The sequence below is a fragment of the Hydrogenovibrio halophilus DSM 15072 genome, from assembly GCF_000384235.1.
GTDB lineage: Bacteria > Pseudomonadota > Gammaproteobacteria > Thiomicrospirales > Thiomicrospiraceae > Hydrogenovibrio > Hydrogenovibrio halophilus.
On sequence record NZ_KB913033.1, the window covers coordinates 2325292 to 2347098 of the forward strand.

Genomic DNA, 21807 nt, shown 5'->3' on the forward strand with positions numbered 1-21807 from the left:
AACCTCACCTGCCTGGTTTGTTATGTTTGAAATAAGACGAACTTCAGACAAACAAACTTTGTGCCAGGTTTGGATAAAATGGGAAATATTCACGTTTTCATGCCCGGATTTTTCAGTGCCAACCCCGCCAGCAACCGTCGTCCCGCCTCGGTTCTGGCTTCCACAGCCAGATGCCGACCGGCTTCGAGCTGATTGGGGTCGGCCAAAGTCAGCCGACAAATCAAATCCGGCGATGGCAGAACCCCTTCGCCTTTCTGCGGCCATTCCACCAGTGCCAATGACGGCGCTTTCAACAGGTCTCGTACCCCCAGAAACTCCAGCTCCTCCGGGTCGCCCAGACGATAACAGTCGAAATGCACAATCTGGGAAGACACAGGATCACCCTGCGCCCCAGACAGTTCGACCGGATAAGTTTCCACCAGGGTAAAGGTCGGACTTTTCACCTTTTGCTCAGGCAGAAACCGCTGCACCAGTGCCCGGGCAAACGTGGATTTTCCGGCCCCCAGATCACCATACAAGGACACCGAAAGCGCGGCCAACTCAGCCTGAGGCGTCGCCAGCAGCCAGTCGGCATAGGCGTCCGCCAACCACTGGGCGCATTGCCGGGTTTGCGACTCATCTTTTAACCAGGCCTGGTAAGTTTTCATGTTTCATTTCACCCATTATTCAGCAAACACACAGGAGACGTCCTCCCCTTTGCCCAAAAGACTCTGGTAGAATTCTGAGCCATCCACTCATCAATGTCCAATCGCCTTGCACTCTATGCCTAAAACCATGCCTTCCTCCATCGACAACCGCTATCAGACACTTGGTCACCAGATCAAAGCCGCGGCCTTGCGTCTGGGATTTGCCGATCTGGGCATTACCGACACCGATCTGTCGGAGTGGGAACCGCATTTTCTGGATTGGCTTCGCCGCGAGCATCACGGTGAGATGAGCTATATGGCCCGACACGGACACAAACGCACACGGCCGCAGGCACTGGTACCGGGCACCCTGCGCATCCTCAGCGTGCGCATGAACTATTATGACACCGGCGCCGCCGACCCGGTTGACACCCTGCAAACCCAGACCCGGGCGTATGTGTCGCGCTATGCGCTCAACCGTGATTACCACAAGCTGATGCGCAAACGTCTGAACCAACTGGCGCAGGAGATCGAACAACTGATCGCCGAAGCCGGTTTGAGCGACGACTTTCCTGATCCGCAATGGCGGCCTTTTTGCGATTCGGCGCCGGTGCTGGAACGCCCGCTGGCGCAAAAAGCCGGACTGGGGTTTACCGGCAAAAACAGCCTCTTGATCCATCCCCGCGCCGGTTCCTGGTTTTTTCTGGGCGAACTTTACACCAACCTGCCATTACCGCTGGACGAACCGGTTCAAAAACAAGGTTGTGGTCCCTGTCAGGCCTGTCTACAGGAGTGCCCGACCGGCGCCATTGTCGGCAATGGGGTGGTGGACGCCCGGCGCTGTGTGTCGTATCTGACCATCGAATACGATGGCGTGATTCCGGAGCCGTTGCGCGCACAAATGGGCAACCGCATTTACGGCTGTGACGACTGTCAGCTGGTCTGTCCCTGGAACCGGTTCAGTGTCAAAACAGAGGAACCGGCCTTTTCACCCCGTTCGCCACTGGACGCACCCGACCTGCTCGACCTCTGGAAATGGTCGTCCGACAGCTTTTACCGGTTTTTTGAAGGCTCGCCCATCCGACGCATCGGCTATGACAAATGGCGTCGCAACCTGTGCGTGGCGTTGGGCAATGCGCTGGAAGACACTGACACGTCCTGCGAGATTCTGCAGGCGCTGGAACAGACCCGCGATGTCACCGACCTGCTGGCACCGCACTTGAACTGGGCCAAAGCCCGTCATCAGGCGGTCGTGACCGGCACGCTCTGCCCCACGCCCGTTTTTCGTCACAAGGGGCATCCGGCTCAGGTCCGGCGTTACGTGCTTCCGCCACGCATTCCGGTGCGCGCCGCTCACAACCGATCGAAAATCGAGCCCTGAGTGGCGCTGAAAAATTTGTTATACAGTCGCGAAGCGTAGGTGTTGGTCATGCCGGCGATGTAGTCACAGATCACTCGTTGCTGCGCCCGTTCCGACCCGGCGCGTTCGTACTTGGCAAAGGTGTTGCGCGGCAACAGTGCCTGCGGATTGGCCCGCAACGACTTGAACAGTTCCAGCACAATCAACTGCCCTTTGTATTCCATCCCTTTCACTTCGGGCAAAGTGATCACGTATCGGTACACAAACCGTTTCAGCAATTCCAGCACCGCCATCTCACCTTCGCCCAATCGTGCCTGATAACGCAACAACGGATGCTCGAAATCCGGATGTTCGTCAATGCGGATGCTTTCGATCATAATGCCGACCATGTGACTGATCGCATGTTTGCGATCCTTGGAGCGCGGGCTGAACAAGCGCTCGGTCATGGTGTCATCCCAGAGCGGGTGCGCCTGAAACACCTCACTGTGAATGACCTCGTCACACCACAGTTCTTTGGGCACCATGCCCATCGCCACCGCATCCTCCAGGTCATGAATGCCGTAAGCAATGTCATCCGCCAGTTCCATAATGGTGGTGTCCAACCCTGTGTGGCCGGTGCGGTCAAATCCGTCCTTAACCGGGGTCAGCCGGGTAAACGCTTGGCGGTCTGTGTCACTGAAAGGGGCCAACACCCACTCAAACACGTGCGCCTCATCCCGATAAAGGCTTTTGGGCGGATGCCACTGGCGCATGCTCAGAGTCCGAAAGTCACTGACTTCGGGCTCGTCGCAACGCGACAGATAATCGGGCCAGGTGTGAATCACATCGTCATAAATCGCCGGATACTTGAGCACCCCCAAGGTGGCTCGACGCGACAGATCAATGCCATTTTTGGCGGTGTATTCGCCCAGCTTGGCCAGAATCCGCAGGGTCTGGGCATTGCCTTCAAAACCGCCATACTGGCGCATCATGTAATTCAGTGCGGTTTCACCGCCATGACCGTAAGGCGGGTGCCCCAGGTCATGGGCCAGACAGATGGCTTCGATCAGATAAAACGACGGCAACCAATCCAGCCACGGCGGCGTTGGTCCCTGAGTCTCTTTTTCCAGGGCCACGGTCACCAACTGTTCGACCAGCCCCGAACCAATCTGAGCCACCTCCATGGAATGGGTGAGGCGGGTCCGGTAAAAATCCGATTCGTTCAGGCCGAAAATCTGGGTTTTGGCCTGCAGACGCCGAAAGGACGCCGAATGAATCACTCTGGCCCGGTCGCGCTGGTACACAATCCGGGGTGATCGCGCCGGTTTTTCTGCCAACCAATCGGTGTAACGCTCGGTCCAAACCCGCATTTCCTGATCCACTTGTGACGATTGCACCCTGACTCCCTGTTTGTTCATGATTTTGTACAGTTTAGCGGTTGTCTGCATCAAAGTCAGCCGCTGAATGGCTGATGACAGCGCCGAGACATGATAAAATCACAGGATTATTTGAAACGTCACTCTACAGGATGCACTCCCCGTTATGAAAACCTCTGCTCTTTTGCTTGCCACAACCCGTGAAACCCCAGCCGATGCGGTGGTGATCAGCCATCAGTTAATGCTTCGTGCCGGTCTGATTCGGCCACTGGCCGGCGGGCTCTATAACTGGTTGCCATTGGGTCTGAGAGTCTTGCGCAAAGTCGAGCGCATTGTCCGGGAGGAAATGGACCGGGCCGACGCACAGGAATTGCTGATGCCGGTGGTCCAGCCGATGGAACTCTGGGACGAATCCGGTCGCGGCCCCGATTACGGGCCTGAATTGCTGCGTTTCAAGGACCGCCACCAGCGCGATTTTGTGCTGGGACCCACGCACGAAGAAATCATCACCGATCTGGTGCGCAAGGAAATTCGAAGCTACAAGCAACTGCCCGCCAACTTTTACCAGATTCAGACCAAATTCCGCGATGAAATCCGTCCGCGCTTCGGGGTCATGCGCGCCCGCGAATTCACGATGAAAGACGCCTATTCGTTTCATATGGACACCGAGTGTCTGCAAAAAACCTATGAGGTGATGTTCGACACCTACAGCCGAATCTTCGCCCGTCTGGGACTGGATTTTCGGGCGGTTCAGGCCGACACCGGTGCCATTGGCGGCGAAGGATCGCACGAATTTCATGTATTGGCCGACTCGGGCGAAGACGCCATCGCCTTTTCCGATCAGTCGGACTTTGCGGCCAATGTGGAGCTGGCCGAAGCGGTCGCCCCCAACCGGGCACGTCCGGCCCCGTCGGTCGATCTGGAAAAAATTGCCACCCCGGATCGGCACAGCATTGAAGACGTCTGCGGTTTCCTGCAGATCAAAAAGAAACAGGTTGTCAAAACCCTGATTGTGGAAGGCGCGGATGAGGCCCGTCCACTGGTCGCGCTGGTTTTGCGCGGCGATCACGCCCTCAATGAACTCAAAGCGGAAAAACACCCGCTGATCAAAGCACCCCTGACCTTTGCCGACGACGCCCGGATACGCCAGGCGCTTGCCTGCTCTCCCGGTTCCATCGGGCCGATCAATCTGGACATGCCGGTTCTGGTGGATCGCAGTGCCGAAAAAATGGCCGATTTTGTCTGCGGTGCCAACGAAGAAGGTCACCATTTTAGCGGCGCGAACTGGGAGCGAGACGCCCAGTTTGACGAAATCGTGGACCTGCGCAATGTGGTCAAAGGCGATCCCAGCCCGGATGGACACGGCAAACTCAACATCGCACGCGGCATTGAAGTCGGCCACATCTTCCAGCTGGGCAACAAGTATTCCGAAGCCCTCAATGCCACGGTGCTCAATGAACATTCACGTGCTCAGGTGCTGGAAATGGGCTGCTACGGCATCGGCGTCAGCCGTGTGGTCGCGGCCGCCATCGAACAGAATCACGACGACAAAGGCATTGTCTGGCCCGAACCCATTGCCCCGTTTGAGGTGTGCATTGTACCCATGCAGATGCACAAGTCGCCCCGCGTGGAAGCGGCCGCCAACAAGCTCTATCAGACACTGAAAGACAAAGGGGTGGAGGTTTTGTTTGACAACCGCAAGGAGCGTCCCGGCGTCATGTTCAACGACATGGAGCTGATCGGCATCCCCCACCGCATCGTCATTGGCGAGCGCGGCCTGGACAAGGACATGATCGAATACAAGCATCGCCGTGATGACCAGCCTCAGGACGTACCGGCCGAAACCTTCGTCGAGTTCCTGCTGGACCGATTGCAACGCTGATGGCGCTTTCAGCCCGGCCCGGGACAAGCATTGGCAGGCTCTGAAAAACACGGGAAAAGCATGATCAAAAGGCCTTTTTAACCAGGCCTGGTTAAAAACAGGTCGAAATCCCGTTTCAGCCTGAACAGACGGTGTCCCGCCCACTGTCCTTGGCAGTGTAAAGCAATCGATCCACCCGTGCCTGCAGGGTTTCGAGGTCGTCGTCCGGTTTTAACAGCGTCACCCCGAAACTCAGCGTCATCTCAACCTCTCCCGGCCAGGTGCGGGCTTTCACTCCCTGGCGAAGTTTCTCGGCCACGTCGGTGGCCTCGGTCAAATCCACCTCTTCCAGAACCAGCGCGAACTCTTCGCCGCCCCATCGGATCAGTGCATCGTGGTCCCGCACATGCCGGTTCACAAATTGCGCCAACTCGATCAGAATATCATCCCCCACCAAATGCCCTTTCTGATCATTGATCCGTTTGAAGTGATCAATGTCAAAAAACAACAGAGCATGCGAAGCATCCGGCCCTCCCCGAGCCAGGAGACGACGCAGACATTTGTTGAAAAACCGGCGATTGAAACAGCCGGTCAGCTCATCGCGTTCATTGCTTTCCTGAAAGGCCCGGTTCTGAGAACGTAGATGGCGGAGCTGACGCTCGCTGCGGATCGAGGCCAGCTGAAACCGCCGCAACAAGATGTGCAGCAGGGTCAGCATCAAAATCAAAGCCAGCACATTCAGCCCCACCTGCACAAACAGTTGGTGGTAATGCCGATCGTAGCGTTCGGTGATGTCTTTGAGCACCTGTACCTTGACCACACCCTGACCACGGTAATCCGGCAAGGTGAGATCGGAAACAAAGGCATAGGTCTGGCCGTGGTGATGCAACAGACGTGCCTGCGCTTCATGCCCCACCTGCAACAAATCAAATTCCGGATCGGCGGTCATGGCCCGATAGCGCCCGACCGAATCAAAGCGGACCTCTCGGGTCAAATGGGTCAGTTTGGCCTCCGGTACCAGCAGCCGCGTGGCCACATCGTATTGCTCTGACAGGTCGGCAGTAAAGTAATCCGGTTCAATCCCGAATTCCAGCACCCCCAAAGCTTGACCAGAGGACGTTTTCAACGGCACACTGACCCGATAGGTAATGCCGTTTTTGCCCGCTTCAAACCCTTTCTGCACGTCCCCGGTACGATTGGCCGCGGCCATCATCGGCCGGATTTCAGTCAGGTCATCGCCCCAGGACTCGGGTTTGTGCAGACGCAACTGCGTCACATTGTGCGAATCCACCAAATGCATCACATACAGTTGCGGCATCTGTTCACGAAAGTCCTGATAATCGGCCTTCAGATACTTGTAGAGGCTCTGGGGATCGCCCGCCTGCATCCGTTTCACAAACGCAGGTTGATTCTGGTAAATCCGGGCAATTTGAACGTAGCGTCCCTGCAGGGTTTTCTGCGCATCGGCAAAACGATGGTGTACCTGCTGGGAAAGGGTGTCGAGCTCCAAGCGAAACATTTCCTGAGTCAAACGCAATGTCTGCGTCAGATGCAATACCAGCGCCAAGGCTCCAATCAGAGCAATGGGCCAGAAGAAACGGCGATACACCTGTTTCAAGTTTTTTGAGAGCGAAGGCGTCATGGCTTTATAATACGCCAACCGCCTTCATACGCCAAGGAACAAAAAGGAACACCTTATGGACATCTGGCAAAAACTCTTTCTCTATCTGGGCGCGGCCAATGCGGCCGTCATTTTACTGGTGGTGCTGATCGTCCTCTCCAATGCCGAAGATGGCATGTTGACCGTCGAAGGCGTCTCCCACCTGCAACCACAGATGGAGTCCTTCTACGCCATTTTCAAATGGTTCGTCTATGTGTGGCTGATCAGCGCTGCCGTGGTGTTTGTGCGCTTTCTGATGCGCCTGTTTGGACGTCGCTGATGCAGAATCCCATCCAGTGGTACCCGGGGCACATGCACAAAGCCCAAAAAGAAGTGCGGGAGCAGTTGCCTGAAATCGATCTGATCATCGAAGTGCTGGACGCACGCATTCCCTATAGCAGTCAGAACCCGATGCTGGCACAGTTTTATGGTGATCGGCCGGTGATCAAACTGTTTAACAAATCGGACCTGGCCGACCCGGCGCTGACCCGTCTGTGGCAGACCCATTACCAATCCCAGACATCGGTCGGCACCCTCAGTGTCAACAGCCGGGACACGCATGTGCGTGCGCGCCTGCTGGAACAAATCGAAGCCCTTTTGCCTTTGCCCGAAGACACCGTCCGAAAACGGCGTCTGCTGATTCTGGGCATTCCCAATGTGGGCAAATCCACCCTGATCAACACCCTGAGCGAGCGCAAGATTGCCAAAACCGGCAACGAACCGGCCGTGACCAAGTTGATTCAACGGATCAAACTGGATGAACGCAACACCTTGTTTGACTCGCCCGGCATGCTCTGGCCCAACATCGAAAACGCCCATTCCGGCTATCGACTGGCCATCACTGGCGGCATCAAAGAAACCGCATTCGAACTGCCCGACATCGCCACTTATGCCTGCGAATACCTGCTCGAGCACTATCCCGAACGACTGAAAGACCGGTTCCACCTGTCGACCCTGCCGCAAAACACGCCCTATCCAGACCTGGAAATGCTGGAGCTGATCGGACGGCAGCGCGGCTGCCTGGTCAGTGGCGGTCAAGTCGACCTGGACAAGGCTTCCCGGATTTTAATCAGTGAATTGCGAGAAGGCGTTCTGGGGCCCATCACTTGGGAAACCCCGCAAATGATGGGCAAAGAATTGTTGGAAGTGGAACGGGTGCGGGAAGAAAAAGCCGAGAAGAAAGCCGCCCGCCAGGCCGCGCGCGAGGCACGCAAACGCCAAACCAAAAGGAATCGTTAAGCGTGACACCAAAACCGGATCAAACCTCGTCCGACGAGGACGAAACCCGCGCCTGTTGCGCCCTTTTCAGGGCATCCCGGGCGCTGTGACCTTGATGCATCAGATCATAGGCCATCTGTTGGGTCTCGGTCAGAAACCGCCCCTCAAAATCGGCAATCAGCCGCTGCCAGTCGGCCTGATCGGCACGGGAACTGGGCGAATGCGCCAGTAATTTGGCCAGTGTGCTCCAACTGCGGGCCTGCTGAGTCAATTCCTGCCAGGCCTGCTTGAGCGAATCGATTTCCTGCCGGGTTTCCAGCAGTTGCTGATCAGCCCCCAAGCGGCTCTGCCAGATCTGATTCAGCCGCTCAAACACCTGCTCGACCCACTGCTGGTTCTGTTCGGCTTCGGCCACCGCCAGACTCAACGCCATGCTGGCTTCCTGAAAATCGGCCGTGTCCTGAGACAAGGGCGACGCGGTCTCGTCGAAATCAAACTCACTCAATTTGGCCACCGCCATTGAAGATTCTGCCGTGGCCCCATCGGTCATGACCAGACGATGGTGTGCCAGCAGCTGTTCACTGGTCACCTGGGTAATGTGGCAACCGCAAAGCCAGTCGTCGCCTGAGCCGGGATGCAGGTGGACCACCTTGACCCCTTCCAATTCAAACGCTTCACCGTTCAACTCATTGAGCACCTTCAGGCTCAGGGTCTGCCCGGGCAAAAACCAATCGGCCTCGGGCAAACAAAAACTCAGGCCGGTCAGATTGACATCCACCCCACGAAAGGCCTGATCAAAACCGACCTCTTCCAGCGTGGCCACCTTGAAAGGCCGGGCAAAACGCACCGATTGGCGCTGCTCCAAGTTCAGCTGCTCCATCCCGTTCACCGACTGTCAGTGCGTTTTTTTGACACACGGGCAATCTGCTCGGCAAACCCCATGGCTTCACAGTCGGCCTGTGGCACCCAGCCCAGACAGCTTCGCACCTTCATCGACTGGTAGTTACGCCAGATCGGCACAACCGTCACAATGGCCCACAATCGCTGCAGCCCATGCCACCCGATGGGCGAAGGTTGCGTTACCCACCAGCGGTTGTTGACCCCGAAATGCTTGGTCTTGAAAATCAGGTGAATGGCCAATCGCCAATAACGTTTGCCATACTGCCATTGTTGACGCATATTCACCTCCTAGCGCTCGCCGTATTTTTCCAGAAACGCATTGAGCATGGCTTCATCCACCTGCCCGGTCCGCGCAGCCACCACCTTGCCCTGGGGCGAAATCATATACGTCGTTGGCAGGCCGCGCAAAGGTCCGAATGGCGTGGTTTTGTTGTCAATGGGATCGGGCAGCCGCACAATCGGAAAGCGAATGTTTTCCTGCTTCAGATACTCGCGCACCTTTTCGATGGGGGCGTCTTCGTAATTCACGCCCAATACCACCGCATTCTTGTCTTTGTGTTCTTCATGGAAAAAGCCCAGTTCCGGCATTTCTTCCCGACATGGCGGACACCAGGTGGCCCAGAAATTCACCACGACCCATTTGCCTTTGTAATCCGACAAGGCCACCGGATTGCCATCCAGATCTTCAAACTGCACGTCCAGCTCGGCTCTGGCCGGCAGGGTCATCAGACCGATCAGACAAAAAACAAACACAATCAACGGATTTTTCTTGATCAAGTACATGGGGCATTGGTTCCTTATGTTATGACTTGGCGGGTGCTGATTCGGTCAGCACCTGTTTGACAAATGGCAGCGTCACCCGGCGTTTTTCCATGACACTGGCCTGTTCCAGTATTTTCATCACCGACATCAATTCCTGCAAATCGCGTGAAAACTGACGCACCAGATAATTGCCCACATCCAGCGGCAATTCAAACCCCAGTTTGCCAGCCTGTTTTTGCAAAGCCTGCACCAGCGACCTGGGGTCGGTCAGCGCCGGAATCGAAATCGGCAAAACCGACATCAAGGATTGCGACAGCTCCGAACGTTGCGTCGGCCATTGCGACAAATCGGCCTCACCAGACAGCACCACAGAATGCCCCAGCGAGCGGGCGCGACTGAGCAAACGGGTCAATGCCTGATCCCAGTCCGCGTCTCCCACCACCTGTTCGACATCGTCCAGACAGATCAGATGGGTTTTTTCCAACCCGTGCAACACATCTGCAATCAAAGGCAGTTCCGGGTCAGCCAAAGGCAGATACACACTCTGTTGCTGCTGTTCGCTCATCAGACGGCAGGCCGCCTGCAACAGATGGGTTTTTCCGGCCCCTTTGGGCCCCTGCAAATAAAATGTCTCGCCCCGGCTTTTCTGCAATGAGGTCTGAAAACGGGCCAGCGCCAGTTCGGTCTGGGTGTCCGGAGACACAAAGGTGTCAAAACTGACCGCCTCACGCAACCCCATTTTCAAAGGCAGTTGAATAAACATCTCAGCCACCACTCATTCGCTGTCGAGGTCCGTCGGCACCGATTCACCCATAAACGGGCGCATGGCCGGTGACTGGCGCTGGCCCGGCTCATCAACCGACGGTGCTTCTGTCGTCTCAGGGCGGGAAGAATCCCCGCCCTCTGATGTGTCCGAAGGCAACGCCCGCTCAGCCTCCATCGACTCCAATGCATCCAGATCCTGGTCGAGCGCCTGGCGATGCCAACGGACCACAATGACACCGCTGAGAGCATCGTTTGACACCATATCAACCGAGGTCATGCCTCGCAAATAGGCCAGCAAAGACTCATAGGTTCCCTGATAAATCAGTTCAAACTCGGCCTTGTCCTCATTGGTTTCAATCAAACGGCTGTCATGGATCACGGGCTTGAGCGATTTCAAAGCGGTTTCGATTTTCAGCAGCTGCGACACAGACGCCAACGCCTCAACTTTGAGCGCCACACTGCCAATAAACTGGGCCTGATCCCGATAAGGCCGGGAATAAAAGGCGGTCAGTGCCGCCATCATGTCCCGAAACATGCTCGACAAAGCCTCCGGCGAACGATCTTCGGCCTGGTGGCGCTGCTCAAGCACCACCTGTCCGTCCCGGTCAAACAATTGCCAGATCAACTCGGCCGGTCGCTCAGCGTACTGCCTGAGTTGATAGCTGAGCAGATAGTCGTTTTGCCCGGTCTGCAGACGGTCCGCCACCAGCGCCGAGGCACTTCGGTCAAAGTTCGGGTACACCCACAGCGCGTCGGCATCCGACTCCGAACCCAGTCGCTGGCTTTCGGCCAGCGTCATCGGCAGGGCCATTTCCGCGACCAGATTGTGCCAGTCCAGTTGTGGCAGATACTGCAGTGAACCGGCGTCCAGCTTCAACAATTCTCCGGCCCGGTTCTGCGATCCATACACCAGCGTGGACGGACGGGCTTCCAATGGCCACAACACCAGCCCTTCCTGCTCAAAGGCATCATAAAGCTTGCTGTCATCGAAGGTAAAAATCAGTTTTTGACCGACGGTGACCCCATCCTGTCGGTAGGCTTCAAAGCGATATTGGCGCAACCAGCTGCGGGCGGATTGCAGAAATGTGTCCGCCTGATCCGATGCCAGAAACCCTGCGTCCCCCGTCAGGCGGACCAGTTCGATTTTCAGGGCCGTTTTCAGATAAGGCGTGATGGACGAAGGAGACACGTCATCGCCTCGCAGGATCACCGACACATCAAACAGGTTCTGACGAAAGTCTTCGACCGACTGTTCTGTACCTGCCTCGGCAGAAGAAGAGGACGTGTCTTCCTGAGCCTGGGCATTGAACGACATGCCCGCGGCCAGACTGGCTGCGGCCAGCCATGCAAATTTCTTCGCCAATCTCCCCGCCATCAGATTGACGACGGCGCACATTTTCCTGCCCAAACCCTGCCATCGGTGCTGGAGACCGGCCTGGCCAAAACGTTTTGCAAAACTTCTCATAATCTGTCCGTGATTTTTGGTTACAATATGGTAAATCATTTCCGCAGGCTTAGCGGCAAAAAATCCCTAGCCCGAATATTTTATGGATTTGTGCTGAGGTCGCGCAGGAGCTTGTTTTCACAAGGAAATTTTCTCGACTTACCCCTTTGGGCGTCGAGTTCTTTGTTTCGAAGAAGTGTCGTACCCGATGATTACGACCGACTGAAACGAAGAACTCGGCTGCAGAGCCGAGAAAAAATATTGCTTGTGGAATCAAGGGGCAAGCGAGATCGGTGCAAATTTGTAAAATATTCGGGCTAGCTGCGGCAAACCCAATCAACGCATTAACGACACCACTATATGACCAAACAATCCCCCAAGACGCCCTCCCCGATCAGCTACAAAGACGCTGGCGTGGACATTGACGCCGGCAATGCGCTGGTTGACGCCATCAAACCCATCGCCAAAGCCACCAGTCGCCCGGAAGTCACCGCGTCACTGGGCGGCTTCGGCGCCTTGTTCGAGCTGCCGATTGACCGCTACAAACGCCCCATGCTGGTTTCCGGCACCGACGGCGTCGGCACCAAACTGATGCTGGCCATTGAGAGCGGCAAACACGACCAGGTCGGCATTGACCTGGTGGCCATGTGCGTCAATGATCTGATCGTACAGGGCGCAGAGCCATTGTTCTTTCTGGATTATTACGCAACCGGAAAGCTGGACCTTGACACCGCCCGCGACGTTGTCCAGGGCATTGGCGAAGGGTGCCAACAGGCTGGCTGCGCACTGATCGGCGGCGAAACCGCCGAAATGCCTGGCATGTATCCCCAGGGCGACTACGATCTGGCCGGATTCTGCGTCGGCATTGTGGAAAAAGACAACCTGATTGACGGCTCCAAGGTTCAGGCCGGTGATGTGTTGCTGGGGCTTGGCGCTTCCGGTCCTCACTCCAACGGCTATTCCCTGATCCGCAAAATCATTGAGGTTTCAGGCGCCGAACTGAACGAAGATTGTAACGGCCAACCCTTGATTGATGCGCTGATGACACCGACCCGAATCTATGTCAAATCCGTTCTGGCGTTGCTGGAACAGGTCAAGGTGCACGCCATCTCACACATCACGGGTGGCGGTCTGCTGGAAAACCTGCCCAGAGTCATGCCCGAACACACTCAGGCACAAGTCAACACCCAAAGCTGGTCCCGACCCGCGGTCTTCGACTGGCTGGCAGACAAGGGTCAGGTCGATTTCCATGAAATGCACCGCACTTTCAACTGCGGCATTGGCATGGTGATTGTGGTGCGTGCGCAGGATCAGGACCGGGCCACCGAAATTCTGCAGCGTTGTGGCGAAAGCGTCACCACCATTGGCCAGATTGAACGCAGTGATGATGCGACCCCATCCGTTATTTTGCACTAAGTCCAAGGAGACACTGTGGCCGATTCCGAAAAATTTCCCATTGCGGTTCTGATTTCCGGACGGGGCACCAACCTCAAAGCATTGATCGACTATCAAGACCACTCCCTGTACCAGATCGCGGTCGTGGTCAGCAACAACCCGGATGCGGAAGGGCTGGAAGTGGCCCAATTTGCAGGCATTGCCACCGAAGTGCTGGACAGCAAAGGTTTCGATGACCGCGAAGCCTACGATCAGGCGCTGGTCAAAACGTTGGCACCCTACTCGGTCAAGGCCGTGATCATGGCGGGCTTTATGCGCATTCTGACCAAGGCCTTCATCAATGAGTTCGAGGGGCGCATGCTCAACATCCATCCCTCTCTGCTGCCCAAATACCCCGGCCTGCACACGCACGAACGCACGCTCGAAGCCGGTGATGCCGAACATGGCCTGAGCATTCATTTTGTCACCGAAGAGCTGGACGCCGGGCCTTTGCTGCTTCAGGCCACCCTGGACATTGAAGACGACGACACGGCGGACACTTTGAAATCCCGCGTACAGAAAATGGAACACGAAGCTTACCCCCTTGCGGTCAACCTGCTGGCCAGAGGCGACTTCGCCTACCAGAATCACCAGGCCTGCTTTCGCGGCCAGCCGCTCAAAGGCCCGATCATGCTCAACAAGCTGCAGGCATTAATGCAACAGCATCACGCCAGCGATGCGCACTGAACGACGGAGGTTCTGGCTGAGCTGCCGATGGCACCTGATGCTCGGCCTGATCGGACTGATGATGGCCTCTCAGGCCAGCGCCCAGCCCTGGCCCAATTTTTCCGCCACCTTTGACGTCAAAGTCATGGGTTTCACCATTGGCGAAGCCCACCAATCCTTCTACTGTGTGGAGCAGGACTGCCACCTGACATCCAAAGCCATTCCGCCGGACTGGGCCAAAGCCTTTATCAATGAAGAAACGGTGGAAAAAATCCATTTGACCTACGACGCTCAGACACTGACCTGGCAGAGTTACCGTCAGAACCTGACCCGATTCTATGACGACCGGATTCTCAAGCGCACCACCCGGATGATGCGTCAGGACAATCCGCCACGCATTCTCTCTCCGGACAAGGACAAAGTTTTTCCCGCCAAGCCCTATGCGTTCGACCAGATTTCTCTGGCGTACGGTCTGGCCTTTTACGCACGCCAGAGCGATCAGACCGACCGCACTCTGCCCCCATTTGTATTGCAGCGCGACCAAAAACAGACGCCGATTCAAATGCACAAAGCCTTTGAACGGAAAACCATTGACCTGCCGTTTGCCGATAACGTCTCAACCCTGTATTTTGCCCTGCTTAGTGATAAAATCCGCATTGACCTGTGGCTGATGCCCGCACTGGACCATTTTCCGGTCAAAGTCCGTCTCAATGACGCCGAAAAAGACCGAACCATTGAATTACTGCTTAATAAGTCTCCCAAACTATGAAACTCAGCGACCGCGACATTTTGCAACACCTCAAAATCGGTAAAATCGGTATTGACCCCATGCCGGCTCCGGAAAAAATCAAAGGCATCAGCGTGGATTTGCGACTGGCCAGCAAATTCCGGGTGTTCAATGACCACACAGCCCCCTACATTGATTTGAGCGGACAAAGCGAAGACCGCCAGACCATTCTCGACAAAATCATGGGCGAAGAAATTGTGATTGATGAGGGTCAGGCGTTTTTCCTGCATCCGGGCGAACTGGCACTGGCTTCCACCCAGGAATCGGTCAGCATTCCCGACGACCTGGTCGGCTGGCTTGATGGCCGCTCCAGTCTGGCCAGACTGGGCCTGATGGTGCATGTCACCGCCCACCGCATCGACCCCGGCTGGGAAGGCCAGATTGTGCTGGAAATTTTCAACAGCGGCAAATTGCCTCTGGCATTGCGCCCGGGCATGGACATCTGCGCCATCAACTTTGAGACTCTGTCCAGCGCCGCGATCAAACCCTACAACAAACGGGAAGACGCCAAATACCGCAATCAACAAGGCCCAACCGCCAGCCGCATCACACAGGACAAGCAGGAAAAACCCCGCGACGAGCGGCAGCTTGATTTATTGTCCTGACAGGCTTACCCTCACTGTATCAACACTCAATCAACCCAGATCGACCGGCCGGATGAACCACATTTTCACCAGGCCTGGTCAAAACGCTTTCCAACGGAGTCATTTGGCATGAACATATTGAAAAAGCTCTTCGGTGACGGCATTGACGAAACGATGCAAACCGACATTGCCAAAGCCCTGAATCAGGTTCGACTGGACGACCTTCCGGCTTCCACCGTGCACGAAGGCTTGCTCAAAGAAGCCCAGTTCAAAAAAGGCAACCTGACCCTGACCGTCACACTGCCTTTTGCCGGGCGCAGTCTCTGGGATGCCATCGCCCAACAAATCCGTCATCACCTGCAAGCGTTGGATTCGGTCAAAACCGTGACCTGCCAGTTTGAAACCGACATCAAAGCACACGAAACCGGCGGCAACAAGACCCCGCTGGCTGGCGTGAAAAACATCATCGCAGTGGCCTCCGGCAAAGGCGGCGTGGGCAAGTCCACCACCAGCGTCAATCTGGCGCTGGCGCTGCAACAGGAAGGCGCTCGGGTCGGTCTGCTGGATGCCGACATCTACGGCCCCAGCATTCCGACCATGCTGGGCGTTCACGACAAGCCGGAAACCAAAGACGGCAAACAGATGGAACCGATTCTGGCGTATGACCTGCAAGTGATGTCCATCGGCTTTCTGATCAAACCCGAAGACCCCATGATCTGGCGTGGTCCGATTGTGACCTCCACATTGATGCAACTGCTCAATGAAACCCGCTGGCAAGACCTGGATGTTCTGGTGATTGACCTGCCACCCGGCACTGGCGATGTGCAATTGACCATGGCGCAACAGATTCCGGTGACCGGTGGTTTGATCGTCACCACTCCTCAGGAAGTGGCCCTGATTGACGCACGCAAAGGCCTGCGCATGTTTGAAAAAGTCAACATTCCCATTCTGGGCGTGATTGAGAACATGAGCACTCATATCTGTGAAAACTGCGGTCACGAGGAAGCGATTTTTGGCGAAGGCGGTGGCAAATCGCTTGCCAAGAGCGCCGATGTGACGTATCTGGGGGGATTGCCGCTGGCACGTCACATTCGCGAAGAAGCCGATCAGGGGCACCCGACAGTGGTGGAATCCCCTACCAGCCCCATCGCACAAAAATACCGCCACATCGTGCATCAGATCGGCACGCATCTGGCCCAGCAAAAGCGCAGTTACGCCCACGCCTTTCCCAGCATTCAGGTGGAGAACACCTGAACAGGAAAGTCGCTTTTCGAAAGGTGGGTTACCCCGAGCAGTTGGTGATGATTTTTGCCGGCAGGATCACCCGAAAAGTGGTCCCGGTTTCATAACTGCTTTGCACCTCAATCCGCCCCTGATGGGCATTGACAAAGTTCGCGACCGAAGGCAGCCCCTGCCCGGTGCCTTTGGGTTTGGTGGTAAAGCCATCATTGTATATTTGATTGAGATAGGCCCGCGGGATGCCTTCTGCGGTATCCTGCACCTCGATCACATAGCGGCCTTCCCGATCAAAGTAGATTTTCAACCGAATGGTTTTGTCTGTTTTATGGCTGATTTCCAAGGCTTCCGTCGCATTCTTTACCAAATTCATTAACGCCTGATAAAGTTGACTGCGCGATATCTGCAGAAAACAGGCCTTATCCGTGTCGTTGGCATAAACGTGCATGCGAATGCCCATGGCATCCAGCATGGCCTGGCATGACTGACGTAAATTCTGAACGATACTGTAAACATTGACCGTCTCATCCATGTCTGCCGAAGTACCGGCCCGACTGATATCAGTCTGTTTTTCGTTCAGTGTTTCAATCAATCCGGCCAGATCGGTGGCCAGGGCCCGGTTGGTCTTTTCAAAATATTGCGACAAGGTTTCCTGTAACGTGGCCTGAAGCGCTCGCAAGAATTCCACGGCGGCCCCGCTTTCCGAATGTTCGCCCACCGCCGACTTTTCCGACTTCAGCAACCACTGACCGATCAGATGCAAGGTTTCCTGCAACTGATCAACGCCCTGATTCAAGGCGGAACGGGTCGCATTCATACTGTTCAGGGTGTTGCCCAAATCGTGCACCAGTTCTTTTTTGGCACGCGACAACCCTTCCTGAAAATGGGCATACTCCCCCACAAACACCTGTTTTTTCTGTTCGGTAATGTCTTTCGCCACCCAAAAATAATGCGTCTCCCCCTCCGCATTGGTTTTGGCCCGAACCTGCGCCAGCGCCCAACGCTGTTCACCGGAAGCGTTAAAATAGCGGGTTTCGCCTTCAAAATTGGCAAAATACTGGGTCACCCCTGTGCGATCATTGCTCCAAAGCACCACTTCGTTGATGGACCGCCCGATCAACTGCGACGCTTCCCAGCCAGTTTCAATCGTGGTGTGAGGGTTCACAGAAACAATTTTCTGATCGGCGTCAAATTGAATCACACAAAACAGAGCATGTAGCAGATCTGCGCCACAGTGACAAACTTCATTGGCCTGTCTGACCGCTTCCTGTTCCGACAGAATGGCTTGGGCCTGATCAAGCCACTGCTGCATTTCCAATGGCGTTGGCAATCGCGATAGCCATAGCACGCGGCCTGGAGGCAGAGCCTGCCTGAACGCTTCGATCTCGGCTTCATCCAGTTCGGGGGTCCACACCAGACAGAACAACTGAGGCTGCGCTTTTTGCCAGTCCTGCAGGCGCTGCAAAACGTGAGAAGGTGCTTCTCTGGTGGCAAACAACAGAACGTCGGTCGCATTGAGCTGGGGTGTCGTCAGTTCGGACACGACGCCATAATCCGCCTGAGGGCAGGACTGTTGGCACAGATGACTGAACGCTTCCAGCTGACTCAACACGCGAATAGTCGCCATAGCTACTCCCCTATTGATGAAAATTCAAAGGAAAGCGCAGTTGCGCGCGCATCCCCCTGTTTTCCCCCGGGCTGTCCAGAGAAATGTGCCCGCCAACCTTTTCCACAAACTGGGCCACCATGGTCAGTCCCATCCCGGCATGTCCTGGCTTTTGAGTAAAACCGGGTTGAAAGAATAATTTGGTATCAACGGATTGACATCCGTTGCCGTTATCTACCACCGTCAAAGTAGCTCCATGCTCATCAGTCGCTAATTGGATGCGTATCAGACCATCAAACCCTTTTGTTTTCTGGCAACGGTTATACAAAGCTTCTTCGGCGTTCTTAAGCAATGCTGCTACAGCCAAAATCAATTTGGAAAAATAGGAATGAAAGGTCGTATACTCTGGCACATTCAACTCCCATCGGACCCTGATACATTCGTGCTCTGACGCTAATGCCGGGATCAGTACTTGAAGTTCACTGATTAGGTCGCGCACCGAAAATACCGAAACCTGATCACTTTCCACCGACAATTTCTGCAAGGCTTTTACTAGCTGAGATAATTGACGGGATTCGTCCAAAACCGTTCCGGTCACATGTTCAAAACTAGGTTTTTGTTCGGCTTCCACTTTGAATTGAGTCGAAAGGTAAGTTAACAAGCCAGATTGGGCATTGATTTTATCAGCCATGTCTGCCAGCACCCCTTGAGTCACTTCATACAGTGCCGCTTCATACAGATTGCACTCGGCATTCTGTTCCAACTGGGCCTTCAGGCGTGTCAGTTCCCGGTCTCTGGCCCAGGCCTGGCAGAAATTACGGGCAATCTGCATCACCTCTTCGGCCTGAAACGGCTTGCGGACAAACAGAACGTCTTCCTGCAACACCTCCGAAATGTTGGTCATGTCCACATCGGTATAGGCGGTCACAATCACAATGTAAACACAAGAGTCGAGTTCCCGCAGTTTTTCAGCGGTTTGCAGGCCATTCATGCCAGGTGGCATGCGCATATCAATGAAGGCCACACGCACCGGTTGATTGGTTTTAAGCGATACAGCGAACACCGCCACGGCCTCATCCCCCTGTTGAGCGGTCAGCAACGAAAAAGTGGGCGGCGGATTGGCGTTTTCTGCCTGGGGTTTTGCATCAACCAATTGTGCCAGGGTGGACAGGGCCGCCCCCGTCTCAGCCTGCGGTGAAAACAGACTTTGATACGCTGAGATCTGACGCGGGTCATCGTCCACCACCAGAATCGCTGGCGTCGGGTCAATGAGATTTGACATTGGGGCGCTCCCATCGATAAATGGCCGTCACTTTGCGGCCCTGTTCTTCAAAGGTGAATGCCCGGCACAGGGATCGCACCAGCTTGATGCCACGCCCGGCATAACGATGCGCCTCCGCATCCGGTTGAGCCTGCGGAGCGTCACTGACACCCCGACCGGTATGGGTGACGGTGATACAGACATCGGCCTGCGCCTCGGAAACCGGCAATTGCCTGACCTCGATACCAATGGTCCCGGTGTGCAAATCCGCCAGACGTCTGGCTTTTTGCTGAGCATAATACAAAAAACCATTCGTAAGTTGTTTTGTCTCGGAATCGAGGCACAAAAGGCCGTGTTCCAGCGCATTCATGTAGAGTTCGGTGATCACCATAAACAAGTCGTCTTTAAACGGAACCAGGGGCTGAATGCCACTGATGGCATCCACCACGGCTTCGACCGGCTTCTCTGCCTGACGAAGCTGATCGGCTTCAAACTCAAACGTCAGCTTCCAGCCGGAAGGCACAAGCAACTGCTCTGACAGAACCCGTGCGGTAATCATTTCGTTTTTTTCTATGACGCGGCCAATGTCCAGCTTCACAATGCTGACATCGTCATCGAATTCACTGTTGCCGCAAAACGCCTGGGCCTCACTGACCAGACTCGACAGGTCCAGCTTCTGGGTCTGAAGGCTGTCAACCAATCGTTCCAGGCCAAACATCTCCCCCTGCTCGTTGGCCGCCTCCACTACCCCGTCGGTGTAGAACACAAATTGCTCATGCCCTTCCAGCATCAGCGATTCCAGTTCCAGGTGCAGCTGCTCATTGTCAACCACCCCCAAGGGCAGTGAGGTCGATGCCAGACGGCGCACATGTCGGGTGATGCCATCGAACAGCAGAATCGGCTGCATGCCCCCGTTAAACACATGCGCCTTGCGCTTTCTGGGGCTGACTTCCACCACCAGACAACTGAAAAAAATGTGGTCCGGAAGGATGCTTTTGAGCTTCTGGTTGATTTCCAGCAGAATTTCTTTGGTATTGCGGCCATGGGCCAGCATGGTGTAGAACACTTCCGCCACCGGAATCGCACCGATCGCTGCGGGCAGCCCATGACCGGTAAAATCGCCCAACAGCGTTACCACATGCCCGGACGGCGTGACCGAAGAAAAAAACACATCGCCATTAAAAATGGACGCTGCGGAGATGTGCACAGTCAAGCCGGGAACCGATTGGCGCGGACCATAAACAAACTTGTCAAAAATCCGTTGCGCCGATTGGTGTTCCCAGGCCAGATTGGCATGCAGTTGCGCCAGCAACTCCTTGGACTTTCTCAAGTCATTGTAAAACGCGAGGTTGCGCAGCAACGAATCGACTTTGGCCAGAAACAATTCTTCCACAAACGGCTTTTGCAGAAAATCGTCCGCACCGGCCTGAAGAATGCCTTGCACCCGTTGAGCGCCCACCACAGCGGTGATCACAAAAACAGGGTGGAACTGGTCGCCACTGTGGGCTTTGATGTGCTGAACCAGTTCGGCACCGGAAAGATCGGGCAAGGTGATTTCGGTGATAATGAGTTGCGGGGCGCAATCGTCGAACAGACGCATGGCTTCCTGACCGGTCTGGGCCTGCAGAACGTCATAACCGTGCATTTCCAGCAGCAGTTTAAGGTAAAGCCGGTTGGAATTGGAGGGATCGGCAATCAGGATGGTGGCCATAAATCAATCAACCAGGTTCCGCTTCATGCCCGGAACGTTCAGGCCCGGAACGCTTGCCATCAACTCACTTGGCGTGCTTGGGCGTTGATCGCAAAGAGTTGATCGAATTTCGCGAACCGGAAGAGTTCCATCAGTGACTCATTGACGTTTTCAAACGCCACTTTGACCGAACGGTCACTCAGTTTTTCACGCAACAGCAGCAACATGCCCAGAGCAGAACTGTCCAGATGACGTGCATGGGAAAAATCGACGATGATACAGGCCGCACTGTCCAGATGTTCGATCAGAACCTGACTAAACCGATCATAACAACCGATGTCAAAATGCTCTTCGACCACCAAACGAACTTCGCCGGCTGATACGTTTGTCGATAAACCCATAACTCTCTGCTCCTTCCTCATCCAGTCACGTTTACAGTGTTTGCAGTGTTCAACGTGCGGAAATTTTGATCCGATTGTATCATCCTTTTCTGATTAACGGGCCCTAGGGCCGAAATCAGACCGATAAAATTTTTATATGCTGGAACAGACGGTTTTGTCCTGTGCATGGCTCTTTATTGACCGGGGCCGTA

21 protein-coding genes are annotated in these 21807 nt (G+C 55.2%); 9 read left to right on the top strand and 12 right to left on the bottom strand.

What is annotated here, in order from left to right; all coding sequences use genetic code 11:
• Positions 1–89: 89 nt before the first annotated feature.
• Complete coding sequence (gene tsaE / locus A377_RS12515) at positions 90–647, bottom strand: tRNA (adenosine(37)-N6)-threonylcarbamoyltransferase complex ATPase subunit type 1 TsaE (RefSeq protein ID WP_019896478.1); 558 nt, start codon at positions 645–647, stop codon at positions 90–92.
• 127 nt (positions 648–774) lie between these two features.
• Between tsaE and queG the strand changes: the two genes are divergently transcribed.
• The gene (queG, locus tag A377_RS0111265) at positions 775–2007 is read left to right on the top strand and encodes a tRNA epoxyqueuosine(34) reductase QueG (RefSeq protein ID WP_157760989.1); all 1233 of its coding nucleotides are present in this window, start codon (positions 775–777) and stop codon (positions 2005–2007) included.
• Here the strand turns inward: queG and A377_RS0111270 are convergent.
• A complete protein-coding gene (locus A377_RS0111270) occupies positions 1980–3413 on the bottom strand; it encodes an anti-phage deoxyguanosine triphosphatase (RefSeq protein ID WP_019896480.1) in 1434 nt (477 codons plus the stop codon). The two genes, queG and A377_RS0111270, sit on opposite strands and share 28 nt — an antisense overlap.
• A 94-nt stretch (positions 3414–3507) precedes the next feature.
• On the opposite strand from A377_RS0111270, the gene A377_RS0111275 reads away from it, so the two are divergent.
• On the top strand, positions 3508–5223 hold the full coding sequence (locus A377_RS0111275; protein ID WP_019896481.1) for a proline--tRNA ligase: 1716 nt from the start codon (positions 3508–3510) through the stop codon (positions 5221–5223).
• 115 nt (positions 5224–5338) lie between these two features.
• On the opposite strand, the gene A377_RS0111280 is transcribed toward A377_RS0111275, so the two are convergent.
• Positions 5339–6862, bottom strand: a complete 1524-nt coding sequence (locus A377_RS0111280; RefSeq protein WP_157760853.1) for a diguanylate cyclase domain-containing protein — start codon at positions 6860–6862, stop codon at positions 5339–5341.
• A 37-nt stretch (positions 6863–6899) separates the two neighbouring features.
• Here A377_RS0111280 and A377_RS0111285 point away from each other — a divergent pair, with 37 nt between their 5' ends.
• On the top strand, positions 6900–7142 hold the full coding sequence (locus A377_RS0111285) for a hypothetical protein (RefSeq protein ID WP_019896483.1): 243 nt from the start codon (positions 6900–6902) through the stop codon (positions 7140–7142).
• Positions 7142–8101 (top strand): ribosome biogenesis GTPase YlqF, encoded by a 960-nt coding sequence (gene ylqF / locus A377_RS0111290; protein WP_033422870.1) that lies wholly within the window; start codon positions 7142–7144, stop codon positions 8099–8101. Before A377_RS0111285 ends, ylqF begins: the two co-directional genes overlap by 1 nt.
• Positions 8102–8120: 19 nt before the next feature.
• Here ylqF and A377_RS0111295 read toward each other — a convergent pair whose 3' ends face one another.
• Genes A377_RS0111295 through A377_RS0111315 form a run of 5 tightly spaced genes read right to left on the bottom strand, consistent with a single transcriptional unit; the run spans position 8121 to position 11870 of the window.
• Entirely contained in the window at positions 8121–8960 is an 840-nt protein-coding gene (locus A377_RS0111295; RefSeq protein ID WP_019896485.1) for a PilZ domain-containing protein, read from the bottom strand.
• 5 nt (positions 8961–8965) lie between these two features.
• Positions 8966–9259, bottom strand: coding sequence for a hypothetical protein (locus tag A377_RS0111300; RefSeq protein ID WP_019896486.1), 294 nt, complete (start codon positions 9257–9259; stop codon positions 8966–8968).
• A 9-nt stretch (positions 9260–9268) separates the two neighbouring features.
• Positions 9269–9763 (bottom strand): TlpA disulfide reductase family protein, encoded by a 495-nt coding sequence (locus A377_RS0111305; protein ID WP_019896487.1) that lies wholly within the window; start codon positions 9761–9763, stop codon positions 9269–9271.
• Between the two features lie 19 nt (positions 9764–9782).
• A complete protein-coding gene (hda, locus tag A377_RS0111310) occupies positions 9783–10505 on the bottom strand; it encodes a DnaA regulatory inactivator Hda (RefSeq protein WP_019896489.1) in 723 nt (240 codons plus the stop codon).
• Between the two features lie 12 nt (positions 10506–10517).
• Positions 10518–11870: a DUF2066 domain-containing protein gene (locus A377_RS0111315; RefSeq protein WP_157760855.1), complete on the bottom strand. Its 1353-nt coding sequence runs from the start codon at positions 11868–11870 to the stop codon at positions 10518–10520.
• 441 nt (positions 11871–12311) lie between these two features.
• Here A377_RS0111315 and purM point away from each other — a divergent pair, with 441 nt between their 5' ends.
• From purM to apbC, 5 genes are all read left to right on the top strand, one after another.
• Positions 12312–13367: a phosphoribosylformylglycinamidine cyclo-ligase gene (gene purM / locus A377_RS0111320; protein WP_019896491.1), complete on the top strand. Its 1056-nt coding sequence runs from the start codon at positions 12312–12314 to the stop codon at positions 13365–13367.
• 15 nt (positions 13368–13382) lie between these two features.
• Positions 13383–14072, top strand: coding sequence for a phosphoribosylglycinamide formyltransferase (purN, locus tag A377_RS0111325; RefSeq protein ID WP_019896492.1), 690 nt, complete (start codon positions 13383–13385; stop codon positions 14070–14072).
• 37 nt (positions 14073–14109) lie between these two features.
• On the top strand, positions 14110–14820 hold the full coding sequence (locus tag A377_RS12520; protein ID WP_019896493.1) for a DUF3108 domain-containing protein: 711 nt from the start codon (positions 14110–14112) through the stop codon (positions 14818–14820).
• Positions 14817–15443, top strand: coding sequence for a dCTP deaminase (gene dcd, locus A377_RS0111335; RefSeq protein ID WP_019896494.1), 627 nt, complete (start codon positions 14817–14819; stop codon positions 15441–15443). Before A377_RS12520 ends, dcd begins: the two co-directional genes overlap by 4 nt.
• Positions 15444–15551: 108 nt before the next feature.
• Positions 15552–16676 (top strand): iron-sulfur cluster carrier protein ApbC, encoded by a 1125-nt coding sequence (gene apbC, locus A377_RS0111340; protein WP_019896495.1) that lies wholly within the window; start codon positions 15552–15554, stop codon positions 16674–16676.
• A gap of 28 nt (positions 16677–16704) precedes the next feature.
• On the opposite strand, the gene A377_RS0111345 is transcribed toward apbC, so the two are convergent.
• The 4 genes from A377_RS0111345 to A377_RS0111360 are packed head-to-tail and all read right to left on the bottom strand — an operon-like array spanning position 16705 to position 21616.
• The gene (locus A377_RS0111345) at positions 16705–18285 is read right to left on the bottom strand and encodes an ATP-binding protein (RefSeq protein WP_019896496.1); all 1581 of its coding nucleotides are present in this window, start codon (positions 18283–18285) and stop codon (positions 16705–16707) included.
• Positions 18286–18295: 10 nt separating this feature from the next.
• The gene (locus A377_RS0111350; RefSeq protein ID WP_019896497.1) at positions 18296–19546 is read right to left on the bottom strand and encodes an ATP-binding protein; all 1251 of its coding nucleotides are present in this window, start codon (positions 19544–19546) and stop codon (positions 18296–18298) included.
• Positions 19530–21236 (bottom strand): SpoIIE family protein phosphatase, encoded by a 1707-nt coding sequence (locus tag A377_RS0111355; RefSeq protein WP_019896498.1) that lies wholly within the window; start codon positions 21234–21236, stop codon positions 19530–19532. The genes A377_RS0111350 and A377_RS0111355 overlap by 17 nt, the downstream gene beginning before the upstream one ends.
• A gap of 59 nt (positions 21237–21295) precedes the next feature.
• Positions 21296–21616 (bottom strand): STAS domain-containing protein, encoded by a 321-nt coding sequence (locus A377_RS0111360; RefSeq protein WP_019896499.1) that lies wholly within the window; start codon positions 21614–21616, stop codon positions 21296–21298.
• Between the last annotated feature and the right edge of the window lie 191 nt (positions 21617–21807).